General features: G+C 70.9%; 22 protein-coding genes and 1 pseudogene. 13 read left to right on the top strand and 10 right to left on the bottom strand.

What is annotated here, in order from left to right; translation table 11 throughout:
* Nucleotides 1–12 precede the first annotated feature (12 nt).
* The 7 genes from ACFJI0_RS14380 to ACFJI0_RS14350 all read left to right on the top strand — a co-directional run bounded on the left by ACFJI0_RS14380 (nucleotide 13) and on the right by ACFJI0_RS14350 (nucleotide 5,834).
* Nucleotides 13–1,047: an amidohydrolase family protein gene (locus tag ACFJI0_RS14380; RefSeq protein WP_382156723.1), complete on the top strand. Its 1,035-nt coding sequence runs from the start codon at nucleotides 13–15 to the stop codon at nucleotides 1,045–1,047.
* Between the two features lie 10 nt (nucleotides 1,048–1,057).
* The gene (gene ligK, locus ACFJI0_RS14375; protein WP_382156725.1) at nucleotides 1,058–1,741 is read left to right on the top strand and encodes a 4-carboxy-4-hydroxy-2-oxoadipate aldolase/oxaloacetate decarboxylase; all 684 of its coding nucleotides are present in this window, start codon (nucleotides 1,058–1,060) and stop codon (nucleotides 1,739–1,741) included.
* Nucleotides 1,742–1,852: 111 nt separating this feature from the next.
* Nucleotides 1,853–2,788: an amidohydrolase family protein gene (locus tag ACFJI0_RS14370; protein WP_382320627.1), complete on the top strand. Its 936-nt coding sequence runs from the start codon at nucleotides 1,853–1,855 to the stop codon at nucleotides 2,786–2,788.
* Between the two features lie 85 nt (nucleotides 2,789–2,873).
* On the top strand, nucleotides 2,874–3,305 hold the full coding sequence (gene ligA / locus ACFJI0_RS14365; RefSeq protein WP_382320625.1) for a protocatechuate 4,5-dioxygenase subunit alpha: 432 nt from the start codon (nucleotides 2,874–2,876) through the stop codon (nucleotides 3,303–3,305).
* Between the two features lies 1 nt (nucleotide 3,306).
* On the top strand, nucleotides 3,307–4,173 hold the full coding sequence (locus ACFJI0_RS14360; protein ID WP_382320623.1) for a class III extradiol dioxygenase subunit beta: 867 nt from the start codon (nucleotides 3,307–3,309) through the stop codon (nucleotides 4,171–4,173).
* Nucleotide 4,174: 1 nt separating this feature from the next.
* Nucleotides 4,175–5,137, top strand: coding sequence for a Gfo/Idh/MocA family oxidoreductase (locus ACFJI0_RS14355; RefSeq protein ID WP_382156733.1), 963 nt, complete (start codon nucleotides 4,175–4,177; stop codon nucleotides 5,135–5,137).
* Nucleotides 5,138–5,159: 22 nt separating this feature from the next.
* On the top strand, nucleotides 5,160–5,834 hold the full coding sequence (locus tag ACFJI0_RS14350; protein WP_382320620.1) for a class I SAM-dependent methyltransferase: 675 nt from the start codon (nucleotides 5,160–5,162) through the stop codon (nucleotides 5,832–5,834).
* 16 nt (nucleotides 5,835–5,850) lie between these two features.
* Here the strand turns inward: ACFJI0_RS14350 and ACFJI0_RS14345 are convergent, their stop codons facing one another.
* The gene (locus ACFJI0_RS14345) at nucleotides 5,851–6,675 is read right to left on the bottom strand and encodes a class I SAM-dependent methyltransferase (RefSeq protein ID WP_382320617.1); all 825 of its coding nucleotides are present in this window, start codon (nucleotides 6,673–6,675) and stop codon (nucleotides 5,851–5,853) included.
* 92 nt (nucleotides 6,676–6,767) lie between these two features.
* On the opposite strand from ACFJI0_RS14345, the gene ACFJI0_RS14340 reads away from it, so the two are divergent.
* Nucleotides 6,768–7,742, top strand: coding sequence for a class I SAM-dependent methyltransferase (locus tag ACFJI0_RS14340; RefSeq protein WP_382320615.1), 975 nt, complete (start codon nucleotides 6,768–6,770; stop codon nucleotides 7,740–7,742).
* On the opposite strand, the gene ACFJI0_RS14335 is transcribed toward ACFJI0_RS14340, so the two are convergent.
* From ACFJI0_RS14335 to ACFJI0_RS14310, 6 genes and pseudogenes are all read right to left on the bottom strand, one after another.
* Nucleotides 7,687–8,283, bottom strand: coding sequence for a class I SAM-dependent methyltransferase (locus tag ACFJI0_RS14335; protein WP_382325653.1), 597 nt, complete (start codon nucleotides 8,281–8,283; stop codon nucleotides 7,687–7,689). The two genes, ACFJI0_RS14340 and ACFJI0_RS14335, sit on opposite strands and share 56 nt — an antisense overlap.
* Nucleotides 8,284–8,535: 252 nt before the next feature.
* The gene (locus tag ACFJI0_RS14330) at nucleotides 8,536–12,768 is read right to left on the bottom strand and encodes a glycosyltransferase (protein WP_382320613.1); all 4,233 of its coding nucleotides are present in this window, start codon (nucleotides 12,766–12,768) and stop codon (nucleotides 8,536–8,538) included.
* Between the two features lie 367 nt (nucleotides 12,769–13,135).
* Nucleotides 13,136–13,435, bottom strand: a pseudogene (locus ACFJI0_RS14325) (tetratricopeptide repeat protein); the annotation flags it as partial.
* A gap of 304 nt (nucleotides 13,436–13,739) precedes the next feature.
* The gene (locus tag ACFJI0_RS14320) at nucleotides 13,740–15,581 is read right to left on the bottom strand and encodes a glycosyltransferase (RefSeq protein ID WP_382320611.1); all 1,842 of its coding nucleotides are present in this window, start codon (nucleotides 15,579–15,581) and stop codon (nucleotides 13,740–13,742) included.
* 81 nt (nucleotides 15,582–15,662) lie between these two features.
* A complete protein-coding gene (locus ACFJI0_RS14315) occupies nucleotides 15,663–16,517 on the bottom strand; it encodes a FecR domain-containing protein (RefSeq protein ID WP_382320609.1) in 855 nt (284 codons plus the stop codon).
* A gap of 55 nt (nucleotides 16,518–16,572) precedes the next feature.
* Nucleotides 16,573–17,946: a surface lipoprotein assembly modifier gene (locus ACFJI0_RS14310; protein WP_382320607.1), complete on the bottom strand. Its 1,374-nt coding sequence runs from the start codon at nucleotides 17,944–17,946 to the stop codon at nucleotides 16,573–16,575.
* Between the two features lie 204 nt (nucleotides 17,947–18,150).
* On the opposite strand from ACFJI0_RS14310, the gene ACFJI0_RS14305 reads away from it, so the two are divergent.
* The 5 genes from ACFJI0_RS14305 to ACFJI0_RS14285 are packed head-to-tail and all read left to right on the top strand — an operon-like array spanning nucleotide 18,151 to nucleotide 23,317.
* The gene (locus ACFJI0_RS14305) at nucleotides 18,151–19,032 is read left to right on the top strand and encodes a WcbI family polysaccharide biosynthesis putative acetyltransferase (RefSeq protein WP_382320605.1); all 882 of its coding nucleotides are present in this window, start codon (nucleotides 18,151–18,153) and stop codon (nucleotides 19,030–19,032) included.
* 10 nt (nucleotides 19,033–19,042) lie between these two features.
* Entirely contained in the window at nucleotides 19,043–20,218 is a 1,176-nt protein-coding gene (locus ACFJI0_RS14300) for a thiolase family protein (protein WP_382320603.1), read from the top strand.
* Nucleotides 20,219–20,278: 60 nt separating this feature from the next.
* Complete coding sequence (locus ACFJI0_RS14295) at nucleotides 20,279–20,500, top strand: acyl carrier protein (protein WP_382156757.1); 222 nt, start codon at nucleotides 20,279–20,281, stop codon at nucleotides 20,498–20,500.
* Entirely contained in the window at nucleotides 20,493–22,292 is a 1,800-nt protein-coding gene (locus ACFJI0_RS14290; protein WP_382320601.1) for an HAD-IIIC family phosphatase, read from the top strand. The genes ACFJI0_RS14295 and ACFJI0_RS14290 overlap by 8 nt, the downstream gene beginning before the upstream one ends.
* 26 nt (nucleotides 22,293–22,318) lie before the next feature.
* Nucleotides 22,319–23,317, top strand: coding sequence for an aldo/keto reductase (locus tag ACFJI0_RS14285; RefSeq protein ID WP_382320599.1), 999 nt, complete (start codon nucleotides 22,319–22,321; stop codon nucleotides 23,315–23,317).
* 22 nt (nucleotides 23,318–23,339) lie between these two features.
* On the opposite strand, the gene ACFJI0_RS14280 is transcribed toward ACFJI0_RS14285, so the two are convergent.
* Genes ACFJI0_RS14280 through uraD form a run of 3 tightly spaced genes read right to left on the bottom strand, consistent with a single transcriptional unit; the run spans nucleotide 23,340 to nucleotide 25,275 of the window.
* Nucleotides 23,340–23,708 carry a hydroxyisourate hydrolase gene (locus tag ACFJI0_RS14280; RefSeq protein WP_382156763.1) on the bottom strand — a complete coding sequence of 123 codons (369 nt, stop codon included), beginning with the start codon at nucleotides 23,706–23,708 and terminating at the stop codon, nucleotides 23,340–23,342.
* A 5-nt stretch (nucleotides 23,709–23,713) separates the two neighbouring features.
* Nucleotides 23,714–24,691: a Bug family tripartite tricarboxylate transporter substrate binding protein gene (locus ACFJI0_RS14275; RefSeq protein WP_382320597.1), complete on the bottom strand. Its 978-nt coding sequence runs from the start codon at nucleotides 24,689–24,691 to the stop codon at nucleotides 23,714–23,716.
* A complete protein-coding gene (uraD, locus tag ACFJI0_RS14270; RefSeq protein WP_382320595.1) occupies nucleotides 24,688–25,275 on the bottom strand; it encodes a 2-oxo-4-hydroxy-4-carboxy-5-ureidoimidazoline decarboxylase in 588 nt (195 codons plus the stop codon). Before uraD ends, ACFJI0_RS14275 begins: the two co-directional genes overlap by 4 nt.
* Between the last annotated feature and the right edge of the window lie 39 nt (nucleotides 25,276–25,314).

The raw sequence follows: 25,314 nt of genomic DNA, 5'->3' as shown, positions 1-25,314 counted from the left end.
AGGAGCCCCTACATGAGTCTCATCATCGACTGCCACGGCCACTACACCACCGCCCCCAAGGCGCTGGAGGCCTGGCGCAACCAGCAGATCGCGGGCATCCAGGACCCGGCGCTCATGCCGAAGGTCGCCGACCTGAAGATCAGCGACGACGAACTGCGCGAGTCCATCGAGACCAACCAGCTCAAGCTGATGAAGGAACGCGGCAGCGACATCACGCTGTTCTCGCCGCGCGCGAGCTTCATGGCGCACCACATCGGTGACTTCAACGTCTCCAGCACCTGGGCCGCCATCTGCAACGAGCTGTGCCACCGCGTCTCCACGCTGTTCCCCGACCACTTCGTGCCGGTGGCGATGCTGCCGCAGTCGCCCGGTGTTGATCCGAAGACCTGCATCCCCGAGCTGGAGAAGTGCGTCAAGGAATACGGCGCGGTCGGCATCAACCTCAATCCCGATCCTTCGGGCGGCCACTGGACCAGCCCACCGCTGACCGACAAGCACTGGTACCCCATCTACGAAAAGATGGCCGAGTACGACCTGCCGGCCATGATCCACGTGAGCACCAGCTGCAACGCCTGCTTCCACACCACCGGCGCGCACTACCTCAACGCCGACACCACCGCCTTCATGCAGCTCATCCAGGGCGACCTGTTCAAGGACTTCCCGACGCTGAAGTTCCTGATCCCGCACGGCGGCGGCGCGGTGCCCTACCACTGGGGCCGTTTCCGTGGTCTGGCGCAGGAGATGAAGAAGCCGCTGCTGGACACGCACCTGATGAACAACGTGTTCTTCGACACCTGCGTGTACCACCAGCCCGGCATCGACCTGCTCAACACCGTGATCCCGGTGAAGAACGTGCTGTTCGCCAGCGAGATGATCGGCGCCGTGCGTGGCATCGACCCGACGACCGGCAACTACTACGACGACACCAAGCGCTACATCGAGGCGTCGAAGATCCTGAGTGCGGACGACAAGCACCAGATCTACGAAGGCAACGTGCGCCGCGTGTTCCCGCGCCTGGATGCGCGTCTCAAGGCCAAGGGCCTGTAAGGAGTTTCACATGTACGAACTGGGCGTTGTCTACCGCAACATCACCCGCGCCGACCGCGCGGCCGCCGACGGCCTGGCCGCACTGGGCTCGGCCACCGTCCACGAGGCCATGGGCCGCGTGGGCCTGCTCAAGCCCTACATGCGCCCGATCTATGCGGGCCAGCAGGTCAGCGGCACCGCCGTCACCGTGCTGCTGCAGCCCGGTGACAACTGGATGATGCACGTGGCCGCGGAGCAGATCCAGCCCGGCGACATCGTGGTGGCCGCCGTCACCGCCGAGTGCACCGACGGCTACTTCGGCGACCTGCTCGCCACCTCGTTCCAGGCGCGCGGCGCCCGCGCGCTCATCATCGACGCCGGCGTGCGCGACGTGAAGACGCTGCAGGAGATGAACTTCCCGGTGTGGAGCAAGGCCATCAGCAGCAAGGGCACCATCAAGGCCACGCTGGGCTCGGTGAACATCCCCATCGTCTGCGCCGGCATGCTGGTGACGCCGGGCGACGTGATCGTGGCCGACGACGACGGCGTGGTCTGCGTGCCCGCCGCGCGCGCCGCCGCCACGCTGGAGGCCGCGCGCAAGCGCGAGAGCTTCGAGGGCGAGAAGCGCGCCAAGCTGGCCAGCGGCGTGCTCGGGCTGGACATGTACAAGATGCGCGAGCCCCTGGCCGCCGCCGGCCTGCGCTATATCGACTAACCCCCGCCGCGCTTTGCGCGACCCCCTTGAAAGGGGGCAACACCAGCGGCCCGGCAAAGCCGGTTCCGCGGTGTTTCTGGACAGCGTCACTTCATGCAGAAGGATTCGAGAATGACAAAACCGACTTCCGGTGATTTCACCAAGACCGCGGGCTGGCTCGACTGGTACGACGGCCCGAGCAAGCCGCGTTTCCAGCTGCCGGCCGGCGCCGTGGACGCGCACTGCCACGTGTTTGGCCCGGGCGCCGAATTTCCCTACGCGCCCGAGCGCAAGTACACGCCTTGCGACGCCAGCAAGGCCCAGTTGTACGCGCTGCGCGACCACCTCGGCTTTTCGCGCAACGTGGTGGTCCAAGCCACCTGCCACGGCGCCGACAACCGCGCCATGGTCGATGCCTGCCTCTCCAGCGGCGGCAAGGCGCGCGGCGTCGCCGCCGTCAAGCGCAGCGTGACCGACGAGGAACTGCAGCAGTTGCACGCCGCCGGCGTGCGCGGCGTGCGCTTCAACTTCGTCAAGCGCCTGGTGGACTTCACGCCCAAGGACGAGCTGATGGAGATCGCCGCGCGCATCCAGAAGCTGGGCTGGCACGTGGTCATCTACTTCGAGGCGGTGGACCTGCCCGAGCTGTGGGACTTCTTCACCGCGCTGCCCACCACCGTGGTGGTGGACCACATGGGCCGCCCCGATGTGAGCAAGCCGGTGGACGGCCCCGAGTTCGAGCTGTTCCTCAAGTTCATGCGCCAGCACCCCAATGTGTGGAGCAAGGTGAGCTGCCCCGAGCGCCTGAGCGTGACCGGCCCCAAGGCGCTGAACGGTGAACAGGCGGCCTACCAGGACGTGGTGCCGTTCGCGCGCAAGGTGGTCGAGGAGTTCCCCGACCGCGTGCTGTGGGGCACCGACTGGCCGCACCCCAACCTCAAGGACCACATGCCCGACGACGGCCTGCTGGTCGACTTCATTCCGCAGATCGCGCCCACGGCCGAGCTGCAGAAGAAGCTGCTCGTCACCAACCCCATGCGCCTTTACTGGCCCGAGGAACAAGTATGAACCCCCACGCTCATCACTTCGTGTATTCGCTGCCCCCCGAGGGGGCGCATGCCGCCCTTGAGGCGGCTCGGCGGGAGGCATAACCATGGCCCTGGACAAACCCTACCTGGACGTGCCCGGCACGACCATCTTCGACGCCGAGCAGAGCCGCAAGGGCTACTGGCTCAACCAGTTCTGCATGAGCCTGATGAAGGCCGAGAACCGCGAGCGCTTCAAGAAGGACGAGCGCGCCTACCTCGACGAGTGGGCCATGACGGAAGAGCAGAAGCAGGCCGTGCTCGCGCGCGACCTGAACTGGTGCATCCGCCTGGGCGGCAACATCTACTTCCTGGCCAAGATCGGTGCCACCGACGGCAAGAGCTTCCAGCAGATGGCGGGCTCCATGACCGGCATGACCGAAGAGGAGTACCGCAACATGATGGTGGCCGGCGGCCGTTCGGCCGAAGGCAACCGCGTGGTCGGCGAAGACGGCGATGCCCAGGCGCACCGCCAGCCACAGGGAAAAGGAAAGAACTGACATGGCCCGCATCACCGCATCCGTCTACACCTCGCACGTCCCGGCCATCGGCGCCGCGCTCGACCTCGGCAAGACCCACGAGCCCTACTGGCAACCGGTCTTCCAGGGCTACGAGTTCGGCAAGCAGTGGATGAAGGACAACAAGCCCGACGTCATCTTCCTGGTTTTCAACGACCACGCCACGGCCTTCAGCCTGGACATGATCCCCACCTTCGCGATCGGCACCGCCGCCGAGTACCAGCCGGCCGACGAGGGCTGGGGCCCGCGTCCCGTGCCCAAGGTGATCGGCCACCCGGACCTGGCCTCGCACATCGCGCAGTCGGTGATCCAGCAGGACTTCGACCTCACGATCGTCAACAAGATGGACGTGGACCACGGCCTGACCGTGCCGCTCTCGCTGATGTGCGGCCCGCAGGACCCGGTCAAGGGCGCCTGGCCCTGCCCGGTGATCCCGTTCGCGGTCAACGTGGTGCAGTACCCCGTGCCCAGCGGCCGGCGCTGCTACAACCTCGGCAAGGCCATCGCCAAGGCGGTAGCCAGCTACGACGAGGACATCAACGTGCACATCTGGGGCACGGGCGGCATGAGCCACCAGCTGCAGGGACCGCGCGCGGGCCTGATCAACAAGGACTTCGACAACGCCTTCCTCGACAAGCTGATCAGCGACCCCGAGGCCGCCGCCGACATCCCGCACATCGACTACGTGCGCGATGCGGGTAGCGAAGGCATCGAACTCGTGATGTGGCTGATCGCGCGCGGCGCGATGGCCGATGCGGCCGGCGGTCCCCGCCCGAAGGCCGTGCAACGCTTCTACCACGTGCCCGCGTCGAACACGGCGGTGGGCCACCTGATCCTGGAGAACACCTGACATGAGCAAAACCATCAAAGTCGCCCTGGCGGGCGCTGGCGCCTTCGGCGTCAAGCACCTGGACGGCATCAAGAACATCGACGGCGTCGAGGTCATCTCGCTGGTCGGCCGCGAGCTGGACAAGACGAAGGAAGTGGCCGCCAAGTACGGCATCGGCCACGTCACCACCGAGCTGTCCGAATCGCTCGCGCTCAAGGAGCTGGACGCCGTCATCCTGTGCACGCCCACGCAGATGCACGCCGAGCAGACCCTGGCCTGCCTGAACGCCGGCAAGCACGTGCAGGTGGAGATTCCGCTGGCCGACAGCCTCGCGGGCGCGCAGGCCGTGGTGGAGCTGCAGAAGAAGACCGGCCTGGTCGCCATGTGCGGCCACACGCGCCGCTTCAACCCCAGCCACCAGTACGTGCACAACCAGATCCAGGCCGGCAAGTTCAACATCCAGCAGATGGATGTGCAGACCTATTTCTTCCGCCGCACCAACACCAACGCGCTGGGCCAGGCGCGCAGCTGGACCGACCACCTGCTGTGGCACCACGCCGCGCACACGGTGGACCTGTTCGCCTACCAGGCCAACAGCCCCATCGTGCAGGCCAACGCCGTGCAGGGCCCGATCCACCCGACGCTGGGCATCGCCATGGACATGAGCATCCAGCTCAAGGCCGCCAACGGCGCGATCTGCACGCTGTCGCTCTCGTTCAACAACGACGGCCCGCTGGGCACCTACTTCCGCTACATCGGCGACACCGCGACCTACCTCGCGCGCTACGACGACCTGTTCAACGGCAAGGAAGAGCAGATCGACGTGTCCAAGGTGGCCGTGAGCATGAACGGCATCGAGCTGCAGGACCGCGAGTTCTTCGCCGCGATCAAGGAAGGCCGCGAGCCCAACTCGAGCGTGGGCCGGGTGTTCGCCTGCTACCAGGTGCTGCACCAGCTCGAGCAGCAGCTCAACGCGGCCGGCTGAGCCGGCGCGCCGATCGGCCCAGATGCACCCCAGTGCCTTCGACCACGGTCGCCTGTTCTTCGACACCTACCTCGATCCGCAGGCCGCACCGACCGTGCTCGACATCGGGGCGCAGGACGTGAACGGTTCGCTGCGCTCGCTGGCGCCAGCGGCCAGCCGCTACATCGGCGTGGACTTCGCGCCCGGGCGCGGGGTGGACGTGGTGCTCGACGACCCGTACCACCTGCCGTTCGCCGACGGGAGCATCGACGCCGTGGTCAGCAGCTCCTGCTTCGAGCACATCGAGCTGTTCTGGCTGAGCTTCAACGAGGTGCTGCGGGTGCTCAAGCCCGAGGGCCTGTTCTACCTCAACGCGCCCTCCAACGGCGACTTCCACCGCTACCCGGTGGACTGCTGGCGCTTCTACCCCGACGCCGGCGGCGCGCTCGTGCGCTGGGGCGTGCGCTCGGGCCACCGCCCGGCCCTGCTGGAGTCGTTCACCGCCTACCAGCAGCTCGACGTGTGGAGCGACTTCGTGGCGGTGTTCGTGAAGGACGAGGCCTGCGTTGAGCGCCACCCCGCGCGCATGCTCGATCGGGTGGGGCGTTACATGAATGGCCGCCGCCACGGCGTGCAGGGCATCCTGTGCCCGCAGGACCACACGGAAGAGGGCGCGCGCCTGCGCCGCCTGACCGGCCACCCCCAGGGCCTGGGCTGAGCCCTGGCGTGGCGGCTCAGGCGGTCTTGCGCAGCCACAGGCTGCCGCCGGTGTTGCGCAGGCAGGCCGGCATGTGCGCGGCGAAGAAATCGCGGTGGAAGTGGGCCATGTAGGTGTTCATCAGCAGCACCTCGAAGGCGCTGTTGTACTGAAGGAAGGCCCGGACCATGTAGGCCTCGTTCCAGACCCGGCCTTCGTAGATCCATTCCTTCGGGTACTCGAAGGGGTAGAAGACGTCGTGCAGGTGGATCACCACGCCCGGGGCCAGCGCCGGCAGGATCTCGAACAGCAGGCGGTTGACGTCGCTGCCGATCTTGCCGACGTGCGTGGAGTCGATGAACAGCACGTCGTTCTCGCGCAGCTGGGTGAACACCGCCAGGTCCACCTCCTGCAGCGCCTGGGCGAGCACGGTCGTGGTGGCCAGGTCTTCGGGCCGCAGCAGCGACTGCAGCAGCTGCGGGTAGGGGTCGATGAAGGTGGTGTGCATCCACGGGTCCAGGAAGTACTGCCGGGTGTCCAGCGTGACGCACGACGAGTGGCCCGACCCCACCTCCACCAGGCGCGCGGGCCGCAGGGTGCGCAGCATGCAATGCAGCATGATCGCGTCGGAGTAGCTGTAGGCCGGGTTCAGGTAGTGGTAGCGCAGCCCGGGCCGGGGCTCGTCGCCGAAGGGGATGTCGGGGTAGAGCGCCGCGAAGCCGTGCAGCAGCGCCAGCTGTTCGGGCTCGCGCAGGTCGATGCCGGGCAGGGTGGCGGGCGGCGCGCCGAACAACCGGGCCTCGTGGCGCCGAACCTCGTCCAGATCGGGCAAGGGCGAGTAGTAGTGGCCGGGCGGAAACATGGTGGGGGCGGTCTCGGGTGCGGTGGCGGTCGGGCGGACAAATTCTATCGAGCACACTAGGCGGGTCCGCATCCTCTTTTCACGCCCCAGCGATGTCCCCTGCGACCCCTTCCAACCCCGCCGACCCCGGCGCCGCCGCCCAGCTCGACGCCGTCTGGGGCGACCCGGCCACCTGGACCGAACACGGCCTGCACTGGACCCACCTGCCGGCGGTGAAGGCCCGCATCGCCGAGATGGTCTCGGGCGACGCGGGCATCCACCCGCTGGAGTGGTTCTTCCGCCAGGTGGCCGCCGAGCGGCCCCTGCCGCTGCGGCGGATCCTGGTGCTGGCCTGCGGCGCGGGGTATGTGGAGCGCGAGGCGGTGTCCCGGGGCTGGGCCGCCTCGGCGGTGGCGATCGACTTCTCGTCCCAGGTGCTGGCGCGCGCGCGCGCGCAGGCCCAGGCCGAGGGGCTGGCCATCGAGTACCACCATGCCGACATGAACCGCCTGCCCCTGGGGCAGGCGCCTTTCCTGCCCGGGACCTTCGACGCCGTGCTGGGCGTGGCCGGCGTGCACCACGGCAGCGACCTCGAGCGCCTGTACGCGGACGTGGCCGCGCTGCTGGTGCCCGGCGGCTGGTTCTTCCTCGACGAGTACGTGGGCCCGGACCGCTTCCAGTGGCCGCAGGCGCAAGAGCGCCACCTCAACACCTTGCTGGACCTGTTGCCGCCGCGCCTGCGCATGACGACCGACGGCCGGCTCAAGGGCAACGCGCGCCGCCCGAGCGTGCAGGAGGTGATCGCGGTGGACGCCAGCGAAGCGGTGCGCTCGTCCGAGTTGCTGCCGCTGCTGCCGGGCCATTTCGAGGTGCAGGCCGTGCGCCCCTACGGCGGCTCGATGCTGCACCTGGTGCTGGGGAGCATCGCGCAGAACTTCGCGCCGGCGGCCGAGGCGCCTTATCTGACTGCCTTGATGGAGGCCGAGGACGAGCTGATCCGCGCGGGGCAGATCGGGCACGACTTCGCCTGCGTCATCGCGCGTCCGCGGCCTGCCGCAGCCAGCGCCGCACCGCCTCCGGATCGTTGAGACCCAGGGCCAGCACGCGCGAGGGCGCATGCAGGGCGGCGTCGGGCGGCAGCCGCGCGTAGCTCTCGCGGATCGCGGCCCGCCGTTCGCTCAAGCGGGTGTTCGACGGGTCGAGCCCGGTCACCACGGTGAGTCCCGAGGGCGCGGTGGGCAGCGTGACGATGCGCAGATCGGGCCGCAGGGCGCGCAGGCAGGGCACGATCTTCCAGCCGTCGCCTGTGTGGAAACCGGTGAGGTGTTCGCGGCCGGCGGTCTCGGCGGTCAGCGGCACGGTGTCGTGCAGCAGCAGCACCGCGCCCGGCGCGGCCAGGCGCTCGGCACCGATGACGTCGTCGAGCACGGTGTCGAAGCGGTGATCGCCGTCGATGAAGGCGAGGTCGAAGCCGGTGTCGGCGAGGCCGCTGTCCGCCGGCACGGCGGCGAAGAAGTCGGCGCTGGTGCGGCGGTAGAGCCGCGCCGGCCCCGCGCAGCGGCTCAGGGGATCGCCCTTGGGCGCGGGATCGACGCCGATCACCCGCGTGTCCGGCCCCGCCAGGGCCAGCGTGCTGGCGATGCTCCACGCCCAGCTCGAGGTAGATCCGCGGCTTCAGCTGTTGGTGAAACCAGGCGAGCCAGTGGCGGTAGTCCGGCCCGGGCCAGCGCAGGCGGGCCAGGGTCACGTGCACGCCGGGCAGGTTGGGTTCGAGCGCGAGGGCGTCCCACAGCACGGCTTCGGCGGCAGCGGTCGCGCCCTCGGCGCTCAGGCGGCGCCAGCGGCGCAGGGCCGAGGTCTCCAGCGGATGCACGGGGGCGCTCACGCGGCGCCTTCCAGCACCTGCCGCAACAGCTGCCCGAAGCGCTGCGGGGCGTAACGTTCGGCGCACTGCTGCCACGCGGCCTGCTGTTGCCGTGTCCACAGGCCGTCGTCGCGCAGCAGGCGCGCGATGCCGTCGGCGAAGCTGCGCGCGTCGCGGCCGGCCTGGATGTCGAGGCCTTCGCGCCAGCCGAGCTGGCGCACCAGCAGCGCCGAGGCGGCGACCGGGATGCCCTGCGCGGCGGCCTCGATCACCTTGGCCGGCACACCGCCGGCGAAGCGCACCGGCGCGATGAAGACACGCGCGCCGTCGTACAGCGGCTCCAGCGCCTCGCGCGGGCCCAGCACCTGCACATCGTCACGGGCCAGCGCCATGACCCGCGCCGAGCGGTTGATGCCGACGACGGAGAGCACCGGGGGCTGCGGCAGCTGCGCGCGCAGCAGCGGCATCACCTGTTCGATGAACCACACCAGACCGTCCTCGTTGGGCGTGTCGGGGTGCAGCGCGCCCACGAACAGCAGGCCGCTGCGCCCGGCCGGCCCGGGCGCGTCGCGGCGCACGGCCATGCCGTGGCTCAACAGCGTGACGCGGTGGCCGGCCGCGCGAAAACACTCGGCGTCGCGCCGCGACACCACCAGCACGTCGCTGGCGCCGCGCGCCAGGGCGATCTCGCGCGCCAGATGCGCCTGCGCCGCCGCGCGCGACATCGGCTTGCCGCGCACGCCGGCCTCGGCGATCTCGCGCAGCGCGAACAGCGCTTCGGCGTCGTAGACCAGGCGCATGCCGGCGAAGAGTTCCGGCCGGCGCGCGCGCAAGGGCTGCAGGGCCCGCAGGTTGGGCGGGCGGCTGACCAGCAGCACGTCGTACACGCCGCGCCGGCGTTCGAGGAAGTCCTCGAGCCGCGCCAGGCCATGGTGCAGCACCACCTCGACGCTGGACGGCACCGAGGCGTGCACCTCGCGCCAGTCGTCGTCGGTCTGCCACAGCGGGAAGAAGCTCACCGGCCAGTCGCGCAGGGCCTGCAGCATGAGGCGCGCGCGCGGCAGCCCGCCGCCCTTGACCATGTGCGGCACCTCGTTGTCGATGATGAGCACGCGCGGGCGGCGCGGCTGGTCTTCGGGCGAACGCCAGCGGTCGCCGTCGAGCCGGGGGGCCATGGGGTAGGGGCGGTCCTGCAGCCAGTCGGCGTAGCGCGCCTGGAAGCGCGCGCGGTTCTCGCGCATGCGGTGGCCGGCTTCGTCGCCGGGGGCGCTGCCCCATTCCACGTGTTCCACCAGCACGCCGGGCTCGACCACCACGCGAAAGCCGGCGCGCCACACGCGCAGGCAGAAGTCGGCGTCCTCGTAGTAGGCCGGGACGAAGGCTTCGTCGAAGCCGCCGAGCATGCGCCACAGCGGCGCCGGCACGGCCAGGAACACGCCGGAGACGTAGTCGGTGGCGCGGCTGGTCATGGCGGCGGGGCAGAAGGGGTCTTCGTCGCGCCCGATGCCGTGCGCGTTGCCGTCGCGGAAGATGAGGTTGCCCACCTCCTGCAGCCCGCCCGCGCTGAGCACGATGCGCCCGCCCAGCGCGCCGACGGCGGGGTCGGCGTCGAGCCGGTCGCGCGCGGCCCGCAGGGCGCCCTGCTGCACGATGGCGTCGTTGTTGAGGAACACCAGGTGGCGCCCGCGCGCCAGGGCCGCGCCCTGGTTGGCGGCCAGCAGGAAACCGGTGTTGTCGGCATTGATCACGGTTCGCGCGCCCGACACGCGCGCGAGCAGTTGGGCCGTTTCGTCGCGGGAGGCGTTGTCGATGACGATGGTTTCGAAGGACAGGCCGCGCTGGTCGGCCAGGGCCTGCAGCGTGCGCCGCGTCAGCCCGGCCTGGTTGTAGAGCACCACGACGACGGAGAGGTCGGGCACGCTGTCCGGGGCGGGTTCGGGCAGGGCGATGCGGCTGCCGGGCTTGTCGAGCCAGACCTGCAGCGCGTGGCGGGCCTGGGCGCGCAGGCGGGTCTTGGGGTCGGCGGCGAACAGGCCCGGGTCGGCGCCGGCCACGGCCTGCGCGCACAGGGCTTCGATCTGGCGGGCCACGCGCCGGCCGTCGGTCAGCGGCGCGTCGAGCAGGCGCGCGCGCAGCGTGGCGCGGTGCTGCGCCAGGGCCGCCGCGTCCCCGGCCAGCGCCGCGGCGATGTGAACGAAGTGCTCGGGCGTGTCGGCCACCCAGGCCTGCAGGCCGAGGGCGTCCAGGATGGCATGGCCCTGGCGCGCGCCGGCGCGGTCGCCGCTGAGTGTGACGACGGGCACGCCCATCCAGAGCGGGTCCAGCAGGCTGAGGCCGCCGTTGCCGGGAAAGCTGTCGAGCACCAGGTCGATCTGCTGGAACCACAGCAGCAGGTCTTCGTAGGAGCGCGGCGGGTCGAAGCTCACGCGCTCGGCGGCCACGCCGTGGGCGTGCAGGGTGGCGAGGATGCGCGCGCGCTGCGGCCAGTCGGCGGCGACCTGGCCGACGAAGCGCAGGCGCGAGCCGGGGCAGGCCACCAGGCAGCGCGCCCAGGTCCGCAGGCTGGCGCCGTTGAGCCGCAAGCCGCGCGCGACCACGCCGAAGGTCACGGCGCCGGTGCGCTGCACGGGCGGCGGCAGCGGCGGCGGGGCGTGCGTGGGCGGGTCCCAGCACCATTGGCCGCCGTCCAGCCGCCACAGCGCTTCTTCGTGCGCCGCCTCGTGGGCGGCGGGCACGGTCGCGGCGTCGCAGAGCAGGGCGTCGAACAGGCCGCCGGCCGGGCCCCAGCAGCCCAGCCAGCCGACCTGCAGCGGCGCCAGCCGCCGTGTGAGAGCTTGCAGCACCTCGAACTGGCCCTCGAACGGGTGCAGGCCGCCGGCGTCGATGACGACGTCGATGCGGTTGGCGGCGCAGGCGCGCGCCAGCTCGGGCGGGTCCAGGGGTTCCTGGTGGATGTGGGTGGGCAGGCCGGCCATGGGCCGGTGCGCGAAGAGGAAGACCTCGGCGGCCAGGGGATCGTGGCCGGCGAGCACGCGGCGCAGCAGGCGCTCGTGCAGCTGGCCGGCGATGTAGGCGATGCGGGGGCGCGCGCCCGGTCGGCGCGGCAGGTCGGGACGTTGCCAGGTGTGCAGGCCCGAGCGCAGCTTGAGATCGCGGAACACGTGCCGCGCGGCCTCGGCCAGGCGGTCGCGCGTGGCGTCGGCGCAGAGCGACTGGGTGTAGAGCGCGGCGCTGGCGAGCCAGGGGTCTTGCGGGAAGTCGTGCGCGGCGGCCTGCGCCAGCCGCTGCAGGGCGTCGTGGCCGTGGCGGGCCGTGCCCTCGGCGATCGCTGCCCGGTAGGCGGCGCGGCGGTCGGCGTGCGGCACCAGGGCCAGCGCGGCGGGCGCACCGCCGGCGCCCAGGCTGTGCAGGCGCAGCAGGGCGCGAACGGCCTCGGCGCCGCGCTCGCGCTCGACGATCAGCTCGCGGCACAGGGCCACCGCGCGCGCCAGGTCGTCGGCGGTCGATGTCGGGTCTTCGCCCAGCAGACGCGCCCGCAGCAGCCGCGCCTCTGCATCGTCAGGGTGCAGGGTCTGCAGCCGGTCGATCGCCTGCAGACCCTGCGCGAACGCGCCGCCCCGCAAGCAGGCTTCGGCCAGCTCGCGCAGCGGCACGGCGGGGTCGGCGGCGCGTTCGCTGGCGTGCAGAAAGGCCAGGCGGGCCGCGCCGAAGCGTTGCGCGTCGAGCAGGATCCAGCCGAGCTGGCGCAGGCTGTCGACGCGCTCGGGTTGCAGCAGCAGGGCGGTCTCGATGGCGCTCTGGGCTTCGTCCAGCCGCTGTTGCCGGTAGCGCACCTGGGCCAGCGCGCGCCAGGCCTGCACGCTGGCCGGGTCCTGGGCCACGGCGGCCTGCGCTTGCAGGGCGGCGGGGGCCAGGTCGCCGGCGGCGGCGAACACGAACGCCGCCTGCACCCGGGCCAGGTGCTCGTCGGGCCGGTGCCGCAGCAACTCGCGCACGGCGCCGCTGGCGGTGGCCAGGTCGCCCTGGTCCTTGGCGATCCAGCCCAGCAGGCGCAGCACCTCGGCCTCGTCGCCGCCGGCGCGCGCGGCCCGCGCGAGCGCGCGCCGCGCCAGCACCCAGCGGTGCCGCCGCGCGTGCACCTGCGCCAGCACCAGCCAGGCGCCGGCGTGGCGCGGGTGGGCGCGCAAGCCCTGCAGCAACTGGCGCCGCGCGGCCTCGACGCGCCCGAGATCGAGCTGCACGCGGGCCATCAGCGACTGCGCGGGCAGGCAGTCCGGCCGGCTGCGCCAGGACTTGCATCAACAGCCATTCGGCGTCCACTGGGTGCTGCCACGCGACCAGGATCTGCGCACGCCGCAGCAGCGCGTCCCAGCGGCTCATGTCGCGCTGCTGGACTTCGTTGAAGCTGCGGTCGGCCGCCTTCAGGTCGCCCGCGCGCTGCTGCAGGGCGCCGAGCAGGTGCCAGGCGGCGGCCTGATCGGGAAAGGCGTCGACCTGGCGGCGCGCCACGTCGACGGCGCGGTCCAGGTGGCCGTGCTCGCACTCCCAGTCCACCAGGGCGGTCAGGAGTTCGGGCTCGTCGGGGTGGCGCGCGAGCCCGTCGGCCAGGCAGTCGGCGGCGCGCGCGGCCTGTCCCAGCGCCACCAGGCATTGCGCGCGGTGCAGGTGCAGGCGCACCTGTTCGGCCGCGTTCCAGGGGTAGGCCGCGACGGCTTCCTCGTACAGGGCCAGCGCGTCTTCGAATTCGCCCGCCTTCTGGTGCAGCCAACCCACTTGCAGCAGCCGGCCCGGCAGGCGCGCGCCCTGCAGCGCGCGCTCGGCCCAGGCGCGCGCCTCGGGCAGTTCGTCCAGGTCGTGCAGCAGCCAGGCCAGGGCGAAGGCGGTCTCGTGCAGCGATTCGTCCAGCAGGCAGGCCATGCGCAGGGACGCGGCGGCCTGCGCCGGTTCGCCCTGCCGCTGGCGCAGCAGGCCCAGGCAGGCGTGCAGGGGGGCGTGATCGGGCGTGCGCTCGCACGCGGCGAGCAGCACGTCTTCGGCCGCCACCAGATGGCCGGCGTGCGTCAGGAAGTGGCCGAGCGCGGCGGCGGCTTGTGGCGTCGGCGCGTCGGCGTGGGCCTGCAGCGCCAGGTGCAAGGCCGTGTCGAGGTGGCCGGCACGGAAGGCCTGCCAGGCCTCGCCGAGCAGGTCGTCGGTGCCGGCGTGGGGGTCCGTGCTCAAGGGGTCACACCTCGGGCCGTTCGCCGACCACGGTGAACAGCGGCACCATGCGGTCCATCGAGGGCTGCCGCTGGTGGTGCACGCTGACCCGCACCTCGGTGAAGCCCAGCAGGCCCAGCGCGGAGACGATGAACTGGGGCGTGAACTGCCACCAGGTGTCCACCTGATCCACACCTCGGTGCGGTTGCAGTTCGGCCAGCGCCCGCGGGCCGAGCGTGGCGTCGTACAGGTCCGTCACGATCAGGGTGCGGCGCGTGCGCCGGGCCACGCTCTGCAGCATGTCGAAGGGGCGGCGGCAGTGCAGCAGCACGGCGGCGAGCAGACCGATGTCGAACGGGCCGCAGTCCTCGGGCAGGGCGTAGGGGTCGCCCTCGACCATGCGCACGCGCGAATGCCGCTGCTGGTGCACGTACCAGAACGAATTGCGCACGCCTTCGATGTTGCGGGTGAAGGTCTTGCGCCACTTCGGGGTGTCGAAGCCTTCGAACGGCACCACGTCCCACAGGTGCGACATGGGCGGCTCCAGGCAGGTGACCTCGGCCCCGGCGGCCTCCATGTGGAAGGACAGGAAGCCGCTGGCCGGCCCGATCTCGATCACCGAGCGGCCCGCGAAGTCCACCTCGCCCAAGTACTGGGCGGTGGCCGGGCGCAGGTCCCAGTCACCGCTGACTTCCTCGCCATCGGCCAGGTTGTACGAGTGATAGAACAGGCAGTCTTCGCGGCGCGGCTGGCGCGGCGGAACCTCGCGCCAGGCGGCTGCGCCGGCCGGGGTCGGTGGCACGGTGTCCTGGGCCGGCACGGGCTCGCGCCCGGCCGTCTGCGCGGCGTGCACTTGCAGCAGGCCCAGCAGCCGGGCCACGGTGGTGGTGGTGCCGGCGACATGCGCCGCGCCCAGGCGCCGCGCGGCGTCGCGCTCGGCGGTGGCGAAGGGGTCGTACAGGCGGCGCAGCGCGGCGGCCCAGTCTTCCAGCGGTGCGTGCGGTTCCAGCACCATGCCGCCGCCACCCACCAGTTGCGGCAGGGCGCCGCGCCGGCTGGCCAGCACCGGCAGGCCGTTGAGCTGGGCCTCGACCACGGTGCGGCCGAACGACTCTTCCCACACCGAGGGCATCAACAGCACGCGCGCCTGGCCGAACACCTCGTGCATGGCCGCGCTCGGGCCGCGCCATTGAATGTTGCCCAGCTGGGCCGCGCGGGCCTGGCAGTGCGCGCGCCAGTGCGGGTCGAGGTGCCAGCTCTCCATCACGAGGAAGGGCAGTTCGGGGCAGGCCATCGCCAGCTCGAACATCCGCTCCACGCCCTTGATGGGCGTGGGGTTGACGAACAGCACCTTGTCGCCGGTGCGCGCTGCAAGGTAGTCCTGCGGCGAGACCACCGGTGGGATCACCGCGCAATCGAGGCCGTAGAGGGCGTGCCAGCGCTGCGCCGTGAAGTCCGAGTTGGCCAGGTAGAGCAGCGAAGGGTCGGCCACGAGGTGGCCGCCGAGCTGGCTGGTCTCGACGTTGTGCAGGTACACGGCGGTGGGCCGCCCGGTGTCCAGGCTGGCCAGCACCAGGGGCGCCAGGGTGGTGCCGCTCTGCACGACGATCACGTCGGCGTCGAAGCGGGCCGCGGCGGCGGGCAGGGCCTGCACCGGCCGGGGCGAACGCAGCACCGGGTAGCCCAGGTGCCCGTCCTGTGTGAGGGACGCCTCCGTGTCACCGGCGGCGGCCGTCGCCTGGCCACAGAGCACGGCGGCCTCGGCCCCCATGGCGCGGATCGCCAGGCACAGGTCGTGGGTGGTGGTCTGCAGGCCGCCGACGATGTCGGGCAGGTGCGGGTAGGTGGAGACGAACAGGACGCGCATGGTGGCGGATCAATGCAAAAAGAACGGCGGCTGCGCCAAGGCGAGCCGCCGGTCTGTGGAAGGGGCGCGGCCGTTCCTCGGTCAGGACTGGTTTTGAACCTGACCGGTGCCCAACAGATTTCGCAGCATGTTGGATGGATTGGCGCCGGTGACGCTGTCGACCACGCTTTTCAGGCGGTCGTTGGCGAGGGTCGAGCCAGGGCCGTTCGCGCCGCCCGGCGTGTTGCCGGTGCTGATCAGCTGGCCTGGAGGGGCCGGCGCCGGGTTCGAGGCCGTATTGCCCGCAGGAGGGCGGCTCTCCAGCCGCTGCAACATGTTGTTGAGTTCGGCAACGGGGAGGCGTTGCGGGGATGTCGGCGGGTCGTTGATGGTGAGCGCGCTGCCGAAGCCGGCCCGGGTCACGGTCTGGGTGTTGCCCTTGTTGTCGGTCAGGGTCATTCCCTGGCCGAACAGGAAGGTGCCCGACGTTCTGGCGCCATCGGTTTCGGCGATGGTGATGCCGCCCAGGATCTCGATCTTGCCGTGCGCCGTCGCGATCGTGGTCGCGGTGTTCTTGCTGATCTGGCCGCCCACCACGCGCACCAGGCCCTTGACCAGACCCAGGCGGATCCGGCCTTGTTTGGTGCCCGGGTCGAAGGTGAATTCGTCGATGGTGAGTTCCGCATTCGGGCCCAGGGTCAGGGCCGACTGGTCCATGAACAGCACATGCATCGAGCCGCCGGCATCGGTGCGCAGGCGCTGGCCCGGCACGACGCTGCTGCCCACCACCATCAGCTCGTTGTTGCCGGTGACCTTGCCGCCGGGGGCGACGGCCGTCACCACGCCGGTGCGGCCGTCGCCGCCCGCGGCCGTGGGGCTCTGGGCCATGGTCGCGGGCACGGTGGCGGTCGACAGTGCGGCGGCAAGCCACCAGTCCTTGGAAATCGGCGGGGTCATTTCGGGGTCCTCGGGAATGCGGTCGAAGGGGGGTGTGCGGGGCCGTGCATCGGCATCAGAAGCGGTAGCCGGCCGCCAGGTACAGCGAGGTGTTCTTGCTCTCGTTGTTGGGCAGGTTGGCGTTGGTCTTCATGTGCTCCAGCTGCACCAGCAGCGACCAGGCGTCCGACAGCGGAACGGTCTGGCCGACGCCGATGCGCCATTCGGTGTCGCGGCGCGCGGTGTTCGCATCGACCGCCGGATCGGCCGCGTCGTAGCTGCGGCGCAGCACCCCGCCCCAGACCGAGGTGCTCCACAAGCCGCCGCTCTTGAGCGGGCTGGCGTAGCTGCGCACGTAGGTCACGCGGACTTCCTGGGCATCGTGGTCGAGATAGCTCCGCTTCGTGCGTTGCCAGCGGGTGCGCAGCTCGCCGCTGAGCACGTGGCCGGGCGCGAGTTCGCGCGTCAGGCGCACGCGCAGCAGGTTGCTGGGGCCGCTGAGCTCGTCCGCGGCGGGCACGTCGATGCGGGTGGCGTAGTCGTTGTAGCGGTACTCGAAGCCGCCGTCGATGAAGGTGCGGTCGTTGAGGCTGTAGGCCGCGTCCAGGCCCGCGCCGTGGTTGCTCAGGTAGCGGTGGCCCTGCGCCACCAGCCCGGCGGCGACCAGGTAGGGCCGGATCGTCAACGCTGGCGCGCCGGTGGGCGAGGGCTTGAAGCGCACGCCCGAGGTGACTTCGATCAACCCCAGGTTGTACGGGTCGGTCTGGTTGGCCTGCAGCGTGCTGCCCGACGACGAGCTGAACTTGATCATCTGCGCCGTCAGCGAGCTGACGATGGCCGCTTCGTTCTGCAGGCCCAGGTCGTATTGGTGGTCCAGCCGCAGGGTGGCCTGGATGTCGGTGTCGCTCTCGGGGCGGTTGGGGTTGTTCACCAGCGCGCCGCCCGCCAGCAGGTTGGCGCTGTCGCTGCGCGCGGTGGGGTTGCTCTGGGCCCGCAGGCCCAACACCACCTGCCCGTCCAGGCGCGAGACCTGGGTGCGCTTGCCGATGTCCTTGAGCAAGGCCTCGGCCTGGCTGCGCTGAGTGGGGTCCAGGCGCGGGTCTTCGATGGCGCGGCGCAGCAGGCCGGCGGCCATGTCGTAGGAGCCGAGCCGGTAATACAGCACGCCCAGATCGAGTCGCACCGAGGCGGGTGCGTTCGGGTCCAGCAGCTGGCGCTCGATCGCGGCGATCGCGCCTTCGTAGTTGCCTGACTGCGCCAGCAACTGGGCGTAGCGTGTGGTGGCCGCTGCATCGCCGGGCGAGCGCATCGATTGGCGGAAGGCCTCGTCGACCTGCCGTTCCAGCGGTGGGTTGCTGGGTGCCTGAGCCCAGGCAGCGGTGCAGAAAAGGCTCCAGGTGGCAAGCGCCACGGCAGAGGAACGCAGTGGTCGGGTGTCCGGCACACGCATGGGGTCAGGCTCCTGGGATGGGGATGGGCGGTGAAAGCGCGTTTGATAATACACACTGTGATGTCTTGTAACGTGTTGAATTGGCCGCTTTGATGCGCGATTGACACGCTTGCTCATCACAATTTGCCTCGACTTGCTGCTTTCTTATTAATAGTGCCCGCCGACGACAACGCCCCTGATGCCGCGCAACGTTCGCCCCACGCCATGGTCTTCGGGAGCCACAGCGCGCGAGCGCGCACGGTGCTGGTCTACGGCAACTGTCAGGCCCCGTACCTGGCTCAGATGCTCGCGTCGCTCGACGACCTGAACGGCGACTACCGTTTCGTGGTCGCGCTCAACCACGCGCTGCCGGGCGATGCGCTCGCGCCGGCCATTCCCGACGAGGACCTGAAGGACGTGGTGCTGCTGCTGCGCCAGTTCGAGGACCAGCAGGACAACCCGGCCCTGACCGCGCTGACCTCGCGCCTGCCGGCCCACTGCCCGGTGATCCGCTACCCCAGCTTCGCCCTGCTCAGCGCCTGGCCCTTCGAATGCCCGGAGCCGCGTGTGCATCACGACCCGGCCTACACGCTGTGGAAGCGTTACCCGCTGGGCGACATGCTGGGCTTGCGGATCGCGCAGTCGGGGCTCACCGGGCCGATGGCGGTGGCGGCGTACATGGACCTGTCCGAGCGCAAGATGCCCGACCTGCGGGTGCGCCTGCAGCGCGACATCGACCGCATGCGCCACTACGACGCCCACAGCGACGTGCGGCTGACCGACTACGTGCTGGACCGTTTCCGCGACGAGCACCTGTTCTGGACCAGCGGTCACATGTCCGCGCCCGCCATGGCCGAGCTGACGCGCCGCGTGGCCGAGCGCGCGCGGCCGGTGCTCGGCGGCAGCGCCGCGCGGGCCGAGGCCTGCCTGGCCGCCGCATCGCACGACGGCGGCATGGGGGTCCATCAAAACCCCATCCATCCCCTGGTCGCCGAGGCCTTGGAGCTGCGCTTCTGGCACACGGACTTCGCCTACCGCTGGCACACGCAGCAATGGACCTACTATGAGTACATCCAGCGCTACATCGAATACGACACCAGTTGGTGAGGACCGTCGCGTGAACCTTGACTCGGTGGTGATCACAGCCGCGGCGCGCACGCCGATCGGCGCTTTCCAGGGCGTGTTCAAGGACGTGCCCGCGACCGCCCTCGGCATGAGCGCGATGCAGGCCGTGCTCACCCAGGGCGGTGGGGCGGCGGCGGACATCGACGAGGTGTTCTTCGGCCACGTGGTGGTGGCCGGCCTGGGCCAGGTGCCGGTGCGCCAGGCCGCGCTGCGCGCGGGGCTGGCGCCCGAGGTGCCGTGCACGGCCATCTCCAAGGTCTGCGGCTCCAGCCTGCAGGCGGTGATGCTGGTGCACGACCTGCTGCGGGCGGGCACGGTGTCGACCGCGCTGGCCGGCGGCATGGAGAACATGAGCCGCGCGCCGATGCTGCTCGGGCGCGAGCGCGGCGCGCACCTCGCCGGCCTGCTCGACCACCTGATGTTCGACGTGATGCAGGACGCCTGCACCGGCGCGACACCGATCGGCCTGAGCCATTTCGTCGATGCCACCGCCGCGGAACTGTGCCTGACGCGCGCCCTGCAGGAGGCCCAGGCGCTGAGCTCGTTCGAGCGCGCGCGGGCGGCGCAGGACAGCGGCGCGTTCGAGCGCGAGACCGTGCCGGTGACGCTGGCCGACGGCCGTGTGGTCGAGCGCGATGAACCGGTGCAAAACGTCCTGCCGGCGAAGTTCGCCGAACTCAAGCCCTTGAGCGGCCCGGGCGGCACGGCCACGGCCGCCACGGCCTCGCCCCTGTCGGACGGCGCCGCGGCCCTGGTGATGACCGTGCAATCGCGGGCGCGCGAGCGCGGCTGGCCGGTGCGCGCGCTGGTGCGCGGGCACGCCTCGCACGCACAGGCACCGGCACAGTTCAGCACCGCGCCCGTGGGCGCGGTGCGCAAGCTGCTGGACAAAACCGGCTGGCCGATCGACACGGTCGAGCTGTGGGAGGTCGGTGAGGGCTTCACCGTCGGCCTGCTGGCGGTGTGCCGGGCGCTGGGCGTGCCGCTGGCGCGCGTGAACGTGCACGGCGGCGCCTGCGCGCTCGGCCACCCCGTGGGCGCCACCGGCGCGCGCATGCTCGTCACGCTGCTGCACGCGATGGAGCGGCGGGGCGCGCGGCGCGGCATCGCCACGCTCTGCATGGGCGGCGGCGAGGCCCTGGCGGTGGCGCTGGAGATGCCCTCGTGAGAGCCCCACGCCTCCCTATACTGGCGCGCTTCCTTTCAACGTCTTTCGAGAAAACCGCCCATGCCTGAAGTCCGCGCCCTGATCGCCTCGGTGCTGCAGATCCCTGCCGATGCCCTCCACGACGACGACGGCGCCGAGACGGTCGAGTCCTGGGACAGCCTCAAGACCGTCATGCTCGCCAGCATGATCGAGATCACCTACGACATCACGCTCGACAACAGCGACATCGAGCGGCTGACCAGCGTGAGCGCGGTGCGCGAGGTCATCGCCCGCCATGTCTAGCTGGGCGGGCATTCGCGAGCGCCTGGCCGTGGCCCGGCCGCCGCTGCCCGAGCTGATGGCCTGCGCGACGGACATCGCCAAGCTCGCGGCCGAGGCCGCCGCTTCGGGCGGTGCCGTGCGGCATGTCGCGCTGGCCGCCGACCTCACGCCCGACCTGCTGCGCCAGGCCATCGCCTGTGCCATCGCCCAGGAGGGCGAACTGGCGCTGGTGCAGGCCGCCCCCTATGGCGCGATGCGCCAGGCATGCCTCGATGGGGGTTCGGCCCTGCACGCTTTCGAGCCCGAGGTGGTGGTGCTGGTGCCCGACTGGCGCCAGGCCCTCGAACCCCTGCCGCTGGACGCCGATGCCGACGCGGTCGCGGCCGACACCGCGCGGCAGGTGCAAGGCTTCGAAGCGATCTGGGCCGCGCTGGAAGCGCGCGGCTGCCGCATCGTGCAGCACCTGTTCGTGCCGCCCGCGCCGTTGTGGCGCGGGGTGGCCGACCGCCGTTCTCCCGCGTCGGACACGCGCCGCGTGCAGGCCCTCAACGACGCGCTGATCGACGCCGGCGCGGGCCGCGTGACCTGGCTGGAAGCCGACCGGCTCGCGGCCGGCGTGGGCCTGGCCGCGTGGTCGGCGCCGCGCTTCTTCCACGCCGGCAAGCTCGGCTTCGATCCGCGCTTCCTGCCGGACTACCTGCCCTGGTTCCGTGGCGCCTGGCGGGCCACCACGGGCCGCACCCGCAAGCTGCTGGTGCTGGACCTGGACGACACCCTGTGGGGCGGCACCATCGGCGACGACGGTCTCGGCGGCATCGCCCTGGGGCCGACCCATGGCGGCAAGGGCGAGGCCTTCGCCGCCTGGCAGCAGCACCTGGCGGGCCTGTCGCGGCGCGGCGTGGTGCTCGCGGTCTGCAGCAAGAACGCCCCCGAGATCGCCGCCACCGGCTTCGAGCACGCCGACAGCGCCCTGCGCCGCGAGGACTTCGCCGCCTTCGTCTGCAGCTGGGGCGACAAGGCCACGGGCCTGCGGCGCATCGCGCAGGAACTCAACCTCGGGCTGGACGCCGCCGTGTTCGTCGACGACAACCCGGCCGAGCGCGCGCTGGTGCAGCAGCAGCTGCCCGAGGTGGCGGTGGTGGACATCGGCGCCGACCCGGCGCAGTTCATCGAGCGCCTGGAGGCCGGGCACTGGTTCGACCAGCAGGCCTACACCGAGGTGGACCAGGGGCGCAGCGCCGCCTACGCCGCGCTGCGCCAGGCGCGCGCGGTGCAGACCTCGTCGGCCGACATCGGCAGCTACCTCGCGGGCCTGGCGATGCAGGGCCGCGCCGGGCCCGCGCGCGCGCAGGACCTGCCCCGGCTGGCGCAGATGGAACTCAAGACCAACCAGTTCAATCTCACCACGCGGCGCTACACCCAGGCGCAGCTCGCGGCGCAGATGCAGCAGCCCGACCGGCTGGTGCTGGCCTTCCACCTGAAGGACCGCTTTGGCGATCACGGCCTCGTCGGCTCGCTGCTCGCGGTGCGCGAAGCGCAGGCGCTGCGCATCGACAGCTGGCTGCTGAGCTGCCGCGTCTTCTCGCGCGGGGCCGAGGCCTTCATCCTGCGCGCGCTGGTCCTGTGGGCCCGCGAGCAGGGCGCGTCGGCCCTGGTGGGCGAATACCTGGCCAGCGCGCGAAACGCCGTGGTGGCCGACCTGTATGCGAAGCTGGGCTTCGCGCCTTGGTCCGCCGATGGGCGGCTGTGGCGGCGAGACCTGGCCGCGCCCCTCGATGACCTGACCTCGTCCATCGCCGAGGCCAGTCCCTGAAACCCGTTTTGAGAAAGAAACCCGCCATGAACCAACGCCAACTGGGCCCCTTCAGCGTCAGCGCCATCGGCCTGGGCTGCATGAACATCTGCCACGCCTACGGCGCGCCGGTGTCGAAAGAACAGGCCGAGCGCGTGCTGCTCACGGCCTTCGACGAAGGCGTGACGCACTTCGACACCGCGGCGCTCTATGGCTTCGGCGCCAGCGAAACGCACGTGGGCCATGTGCTCGCGAAGCACCGCCAGAAGTTCACGCTGGCCAGCAAGGGCGGCATGGCCGGTGTGCAGTTCGACGACGGCGTGAAGCGCGTGATCGACGGCCGGCCCGAGGCCATCCGCAGGAACTGCGAAGACAGCCTGCGCCGCCTCAAGACCGACGTGATCGACCTCTACTACCTGCACCGCTGGGACAAGCAGGTGCCGGTGGAGGACAGCGTGGGCGCGATGAGCGACCTGGTGCGCGCGGGCAAGGTGCGCGCGCTGGGCCTGTCCGAGGTGTCGGCCGCCACCCTCCGCAAGGCGCAGGCGGTGCACCCCATCACCGCGGTGCAGACCGAGTACTCGCTGTGGACGCGCAACCCCGAGATCGCGGTGCTCGACACCTGCCGCGAGTTCGGCATCGCCTTCGTGGCCTTCAGCCCGGTGGCGCGCGGCTTCCTGTGCGGCCCCGACCTGGACGTGAGCGCCTTCGACGCCAAGGACATCCGCCGCGCCATGCCGCGCTTCGCGCCCGAGCACTTCGCCGCCAACCTCAAGCTGCTGCCCGCCTACCGCGCGATCGCGAACGACGTGGGCTGCACGCCGGCCCAGCTCGCGCTGGCCTGGCTGCTGCACCAGGGGCCGGACGTGCTGCCCATCCCCGGCACCTCGCGCGAAGACCACCTGCGCGACAACCTGGGCGCGGTGGACGTGACGCTGGACGCGGCCACGCTGGCCCGGCTGGACGAACTCATCAACCAGCGCACGGTGAGCGGCAGCCGCTACAACGAGCAGTCGAACCGCGAAGTCGACACCGAAACGTATTGAACCTGAGTCGCGCGACGGCGTTTCAGGCGCCGCCGCGAAAGAGCGAGAAGCCCCAGGCCGTGAACTTGAACGGCAGGTGGTAGTGCTGCGAGGTGTCGGCGATGTGGAAGCGGTAGGGCACCGTTTCCAGGAACGCCGGCTCGGGCACGGGGGTGCCCTGGTCGCGGTAGAAGTCGCCCACCGCGAAGCGCACCTCGTAGCCGCCGGCGGTGATGGCTTCGCTCATCAGCACCGGGTGCTGCAGCAGACCGTTGGCGCCCACGCGGCCTTCGGCGAGCACCGGGCCGTGCGGCAGGCCGTCCGGCCCCAGCCGCACCACGGTCACCTGCAGGCCGACGGCGACGCGGCCACTGGCCACGTCCACACAATGAATGGAGAGTCCACCGTTCATGGCGTTCAATTCAACCGTGCGCCGGACGCTTTGACCGCGGGCGCCCATTCGTTCACCTGGTCGGTGACGAATCGGGTGAACTGCGCGGCGCTCATGGGCTCCGACTCCACCCCCAGGTCGCTCAGTCGCCTGGCCACGTCGGGCCGCGCCACGACGTCGGTCACCGCCTTGTTGACCTTGTCGACCACGTCCGCCGGCGTGCCGGCGGGCCCGGAGATGCCGAGGAAGTTCTCTGCCACCAGCTTGGGGTAACCCGCTTCACCCACCGTGGGCACGGTGGGCGACATGGGCGCGCGGGCGCGCGACGTGACCGCGATGCCGACCAGCTTGCCCTCCTTCATGAAAGGCACGTTCTGCGTCAGCGTGTCCACCGCGAATTGCAGGGAGCCGCCGAGCAGGTCGTTGTGCATGGGAGAAGAACCCTTGTACGGCACGTGTTCCATCTTCAGTTGGTACTGCTGCTTGAACATCTCGCCCACGATGTGGCCGATGGAGCCGACGCCACCCGAGCCGTAGTTGACGGGTTTGGCCTGCGCGTTGATCCACTTCACCAGCTCGGGCATGGTCTTGGCGGGCACCGAAGGATGCACCACGAACACATTGGGCACCGAGCCGATGTAGGCGATGTGCGTGAAACCCTTCACCGGGTCGTAGGGTGCCTTGTCCATCATGAAGGGCGAGATGCTCATGGGCGCGGTGTTGGACAGCAGCAGCGTGTAGCCGTCGGGCGCGGCGCGCGCCACCTCGTTGGCGCCGATGGTGCTGCCCGCGCCGGGCTTGTTCTCCACGATCACGGTCTGGCCCAGCTTCTCCTGCAGGCCGGGCTGCAGCAGGCGCGCCACGATGTCCGACGAGCCGCCGGGCGAGAAGGTCACGATGATCCGGATCGGCTTCTGTTGCGGCCAGGCCTGTGCGTGGACCAGCGGCGAGGCCAGCATCGACAAGGCACTGACGGCCAGAAGAAGGCGGCGTGGGGTGTTCATGACGGGGTTCCTGCGAGGGTGTTGACGGACGGGGAGGACGGAGGGGAGGGCTCGGGTGACACGGTCTGCGCCAGCCGTCCGCGCATGACTTCGCAGACCTGTTGCAGGGCGTTTCGGCGCTCGGTGCGCGCGTCGTTCGCCAGGCGCGCTTCACCGGCCTGCAGCACCGTGGCCAGCGAGCCGTGCAGCCGCAGCGCGACGATGAAGGGAAAGCCGAAGCGCTCGCGGTAGCGCCGGTTGAGCGATTCGATGCGCTGCACGGTGGCGGCGTCCAGCGCCAGCAGGCGCAGGCGGCCTTGTTCGCTCTGCGAATCCGCCGTCATGGTGCCGGCCCGCGCCTCCTGGCCGGCGAGTTCCGGATGGCTGCGCAGCAGGGCCAGCTGGCGGGCCTCGTCGGCGCCATGGATCACCCGCGACAAGCTGTCGTACAGCGACGCCCAGTCGGCGAACGGGCGGGCGGCCCAGGCCTCTCGGGCGACCCAGGGCGAATGCTCGACCACCGGCCCCAGGCGCGCGCAGAAAGTGGCTTCGTCCAGGGAGGCCAGGGCATGCCAGGCCAGGGGTGAGAGTGTCGGGGTGTTCATGCGGTCGCAGTTTGCGGCGCCATTGCATTGCTGTCCATC

Source organism: Hydrogenophaga sp. UC242_53 (assembly GCF_042696965.1).
Lineage (GTDB): Bacteria > Pseudomonadota > Gammaproteobacteria > Burkholderiales > Burkholderiaceae_C > Hydrogenophaga.
This window is presented reverse-complemented; position numbering and strand designations above follow the sequence as displayed.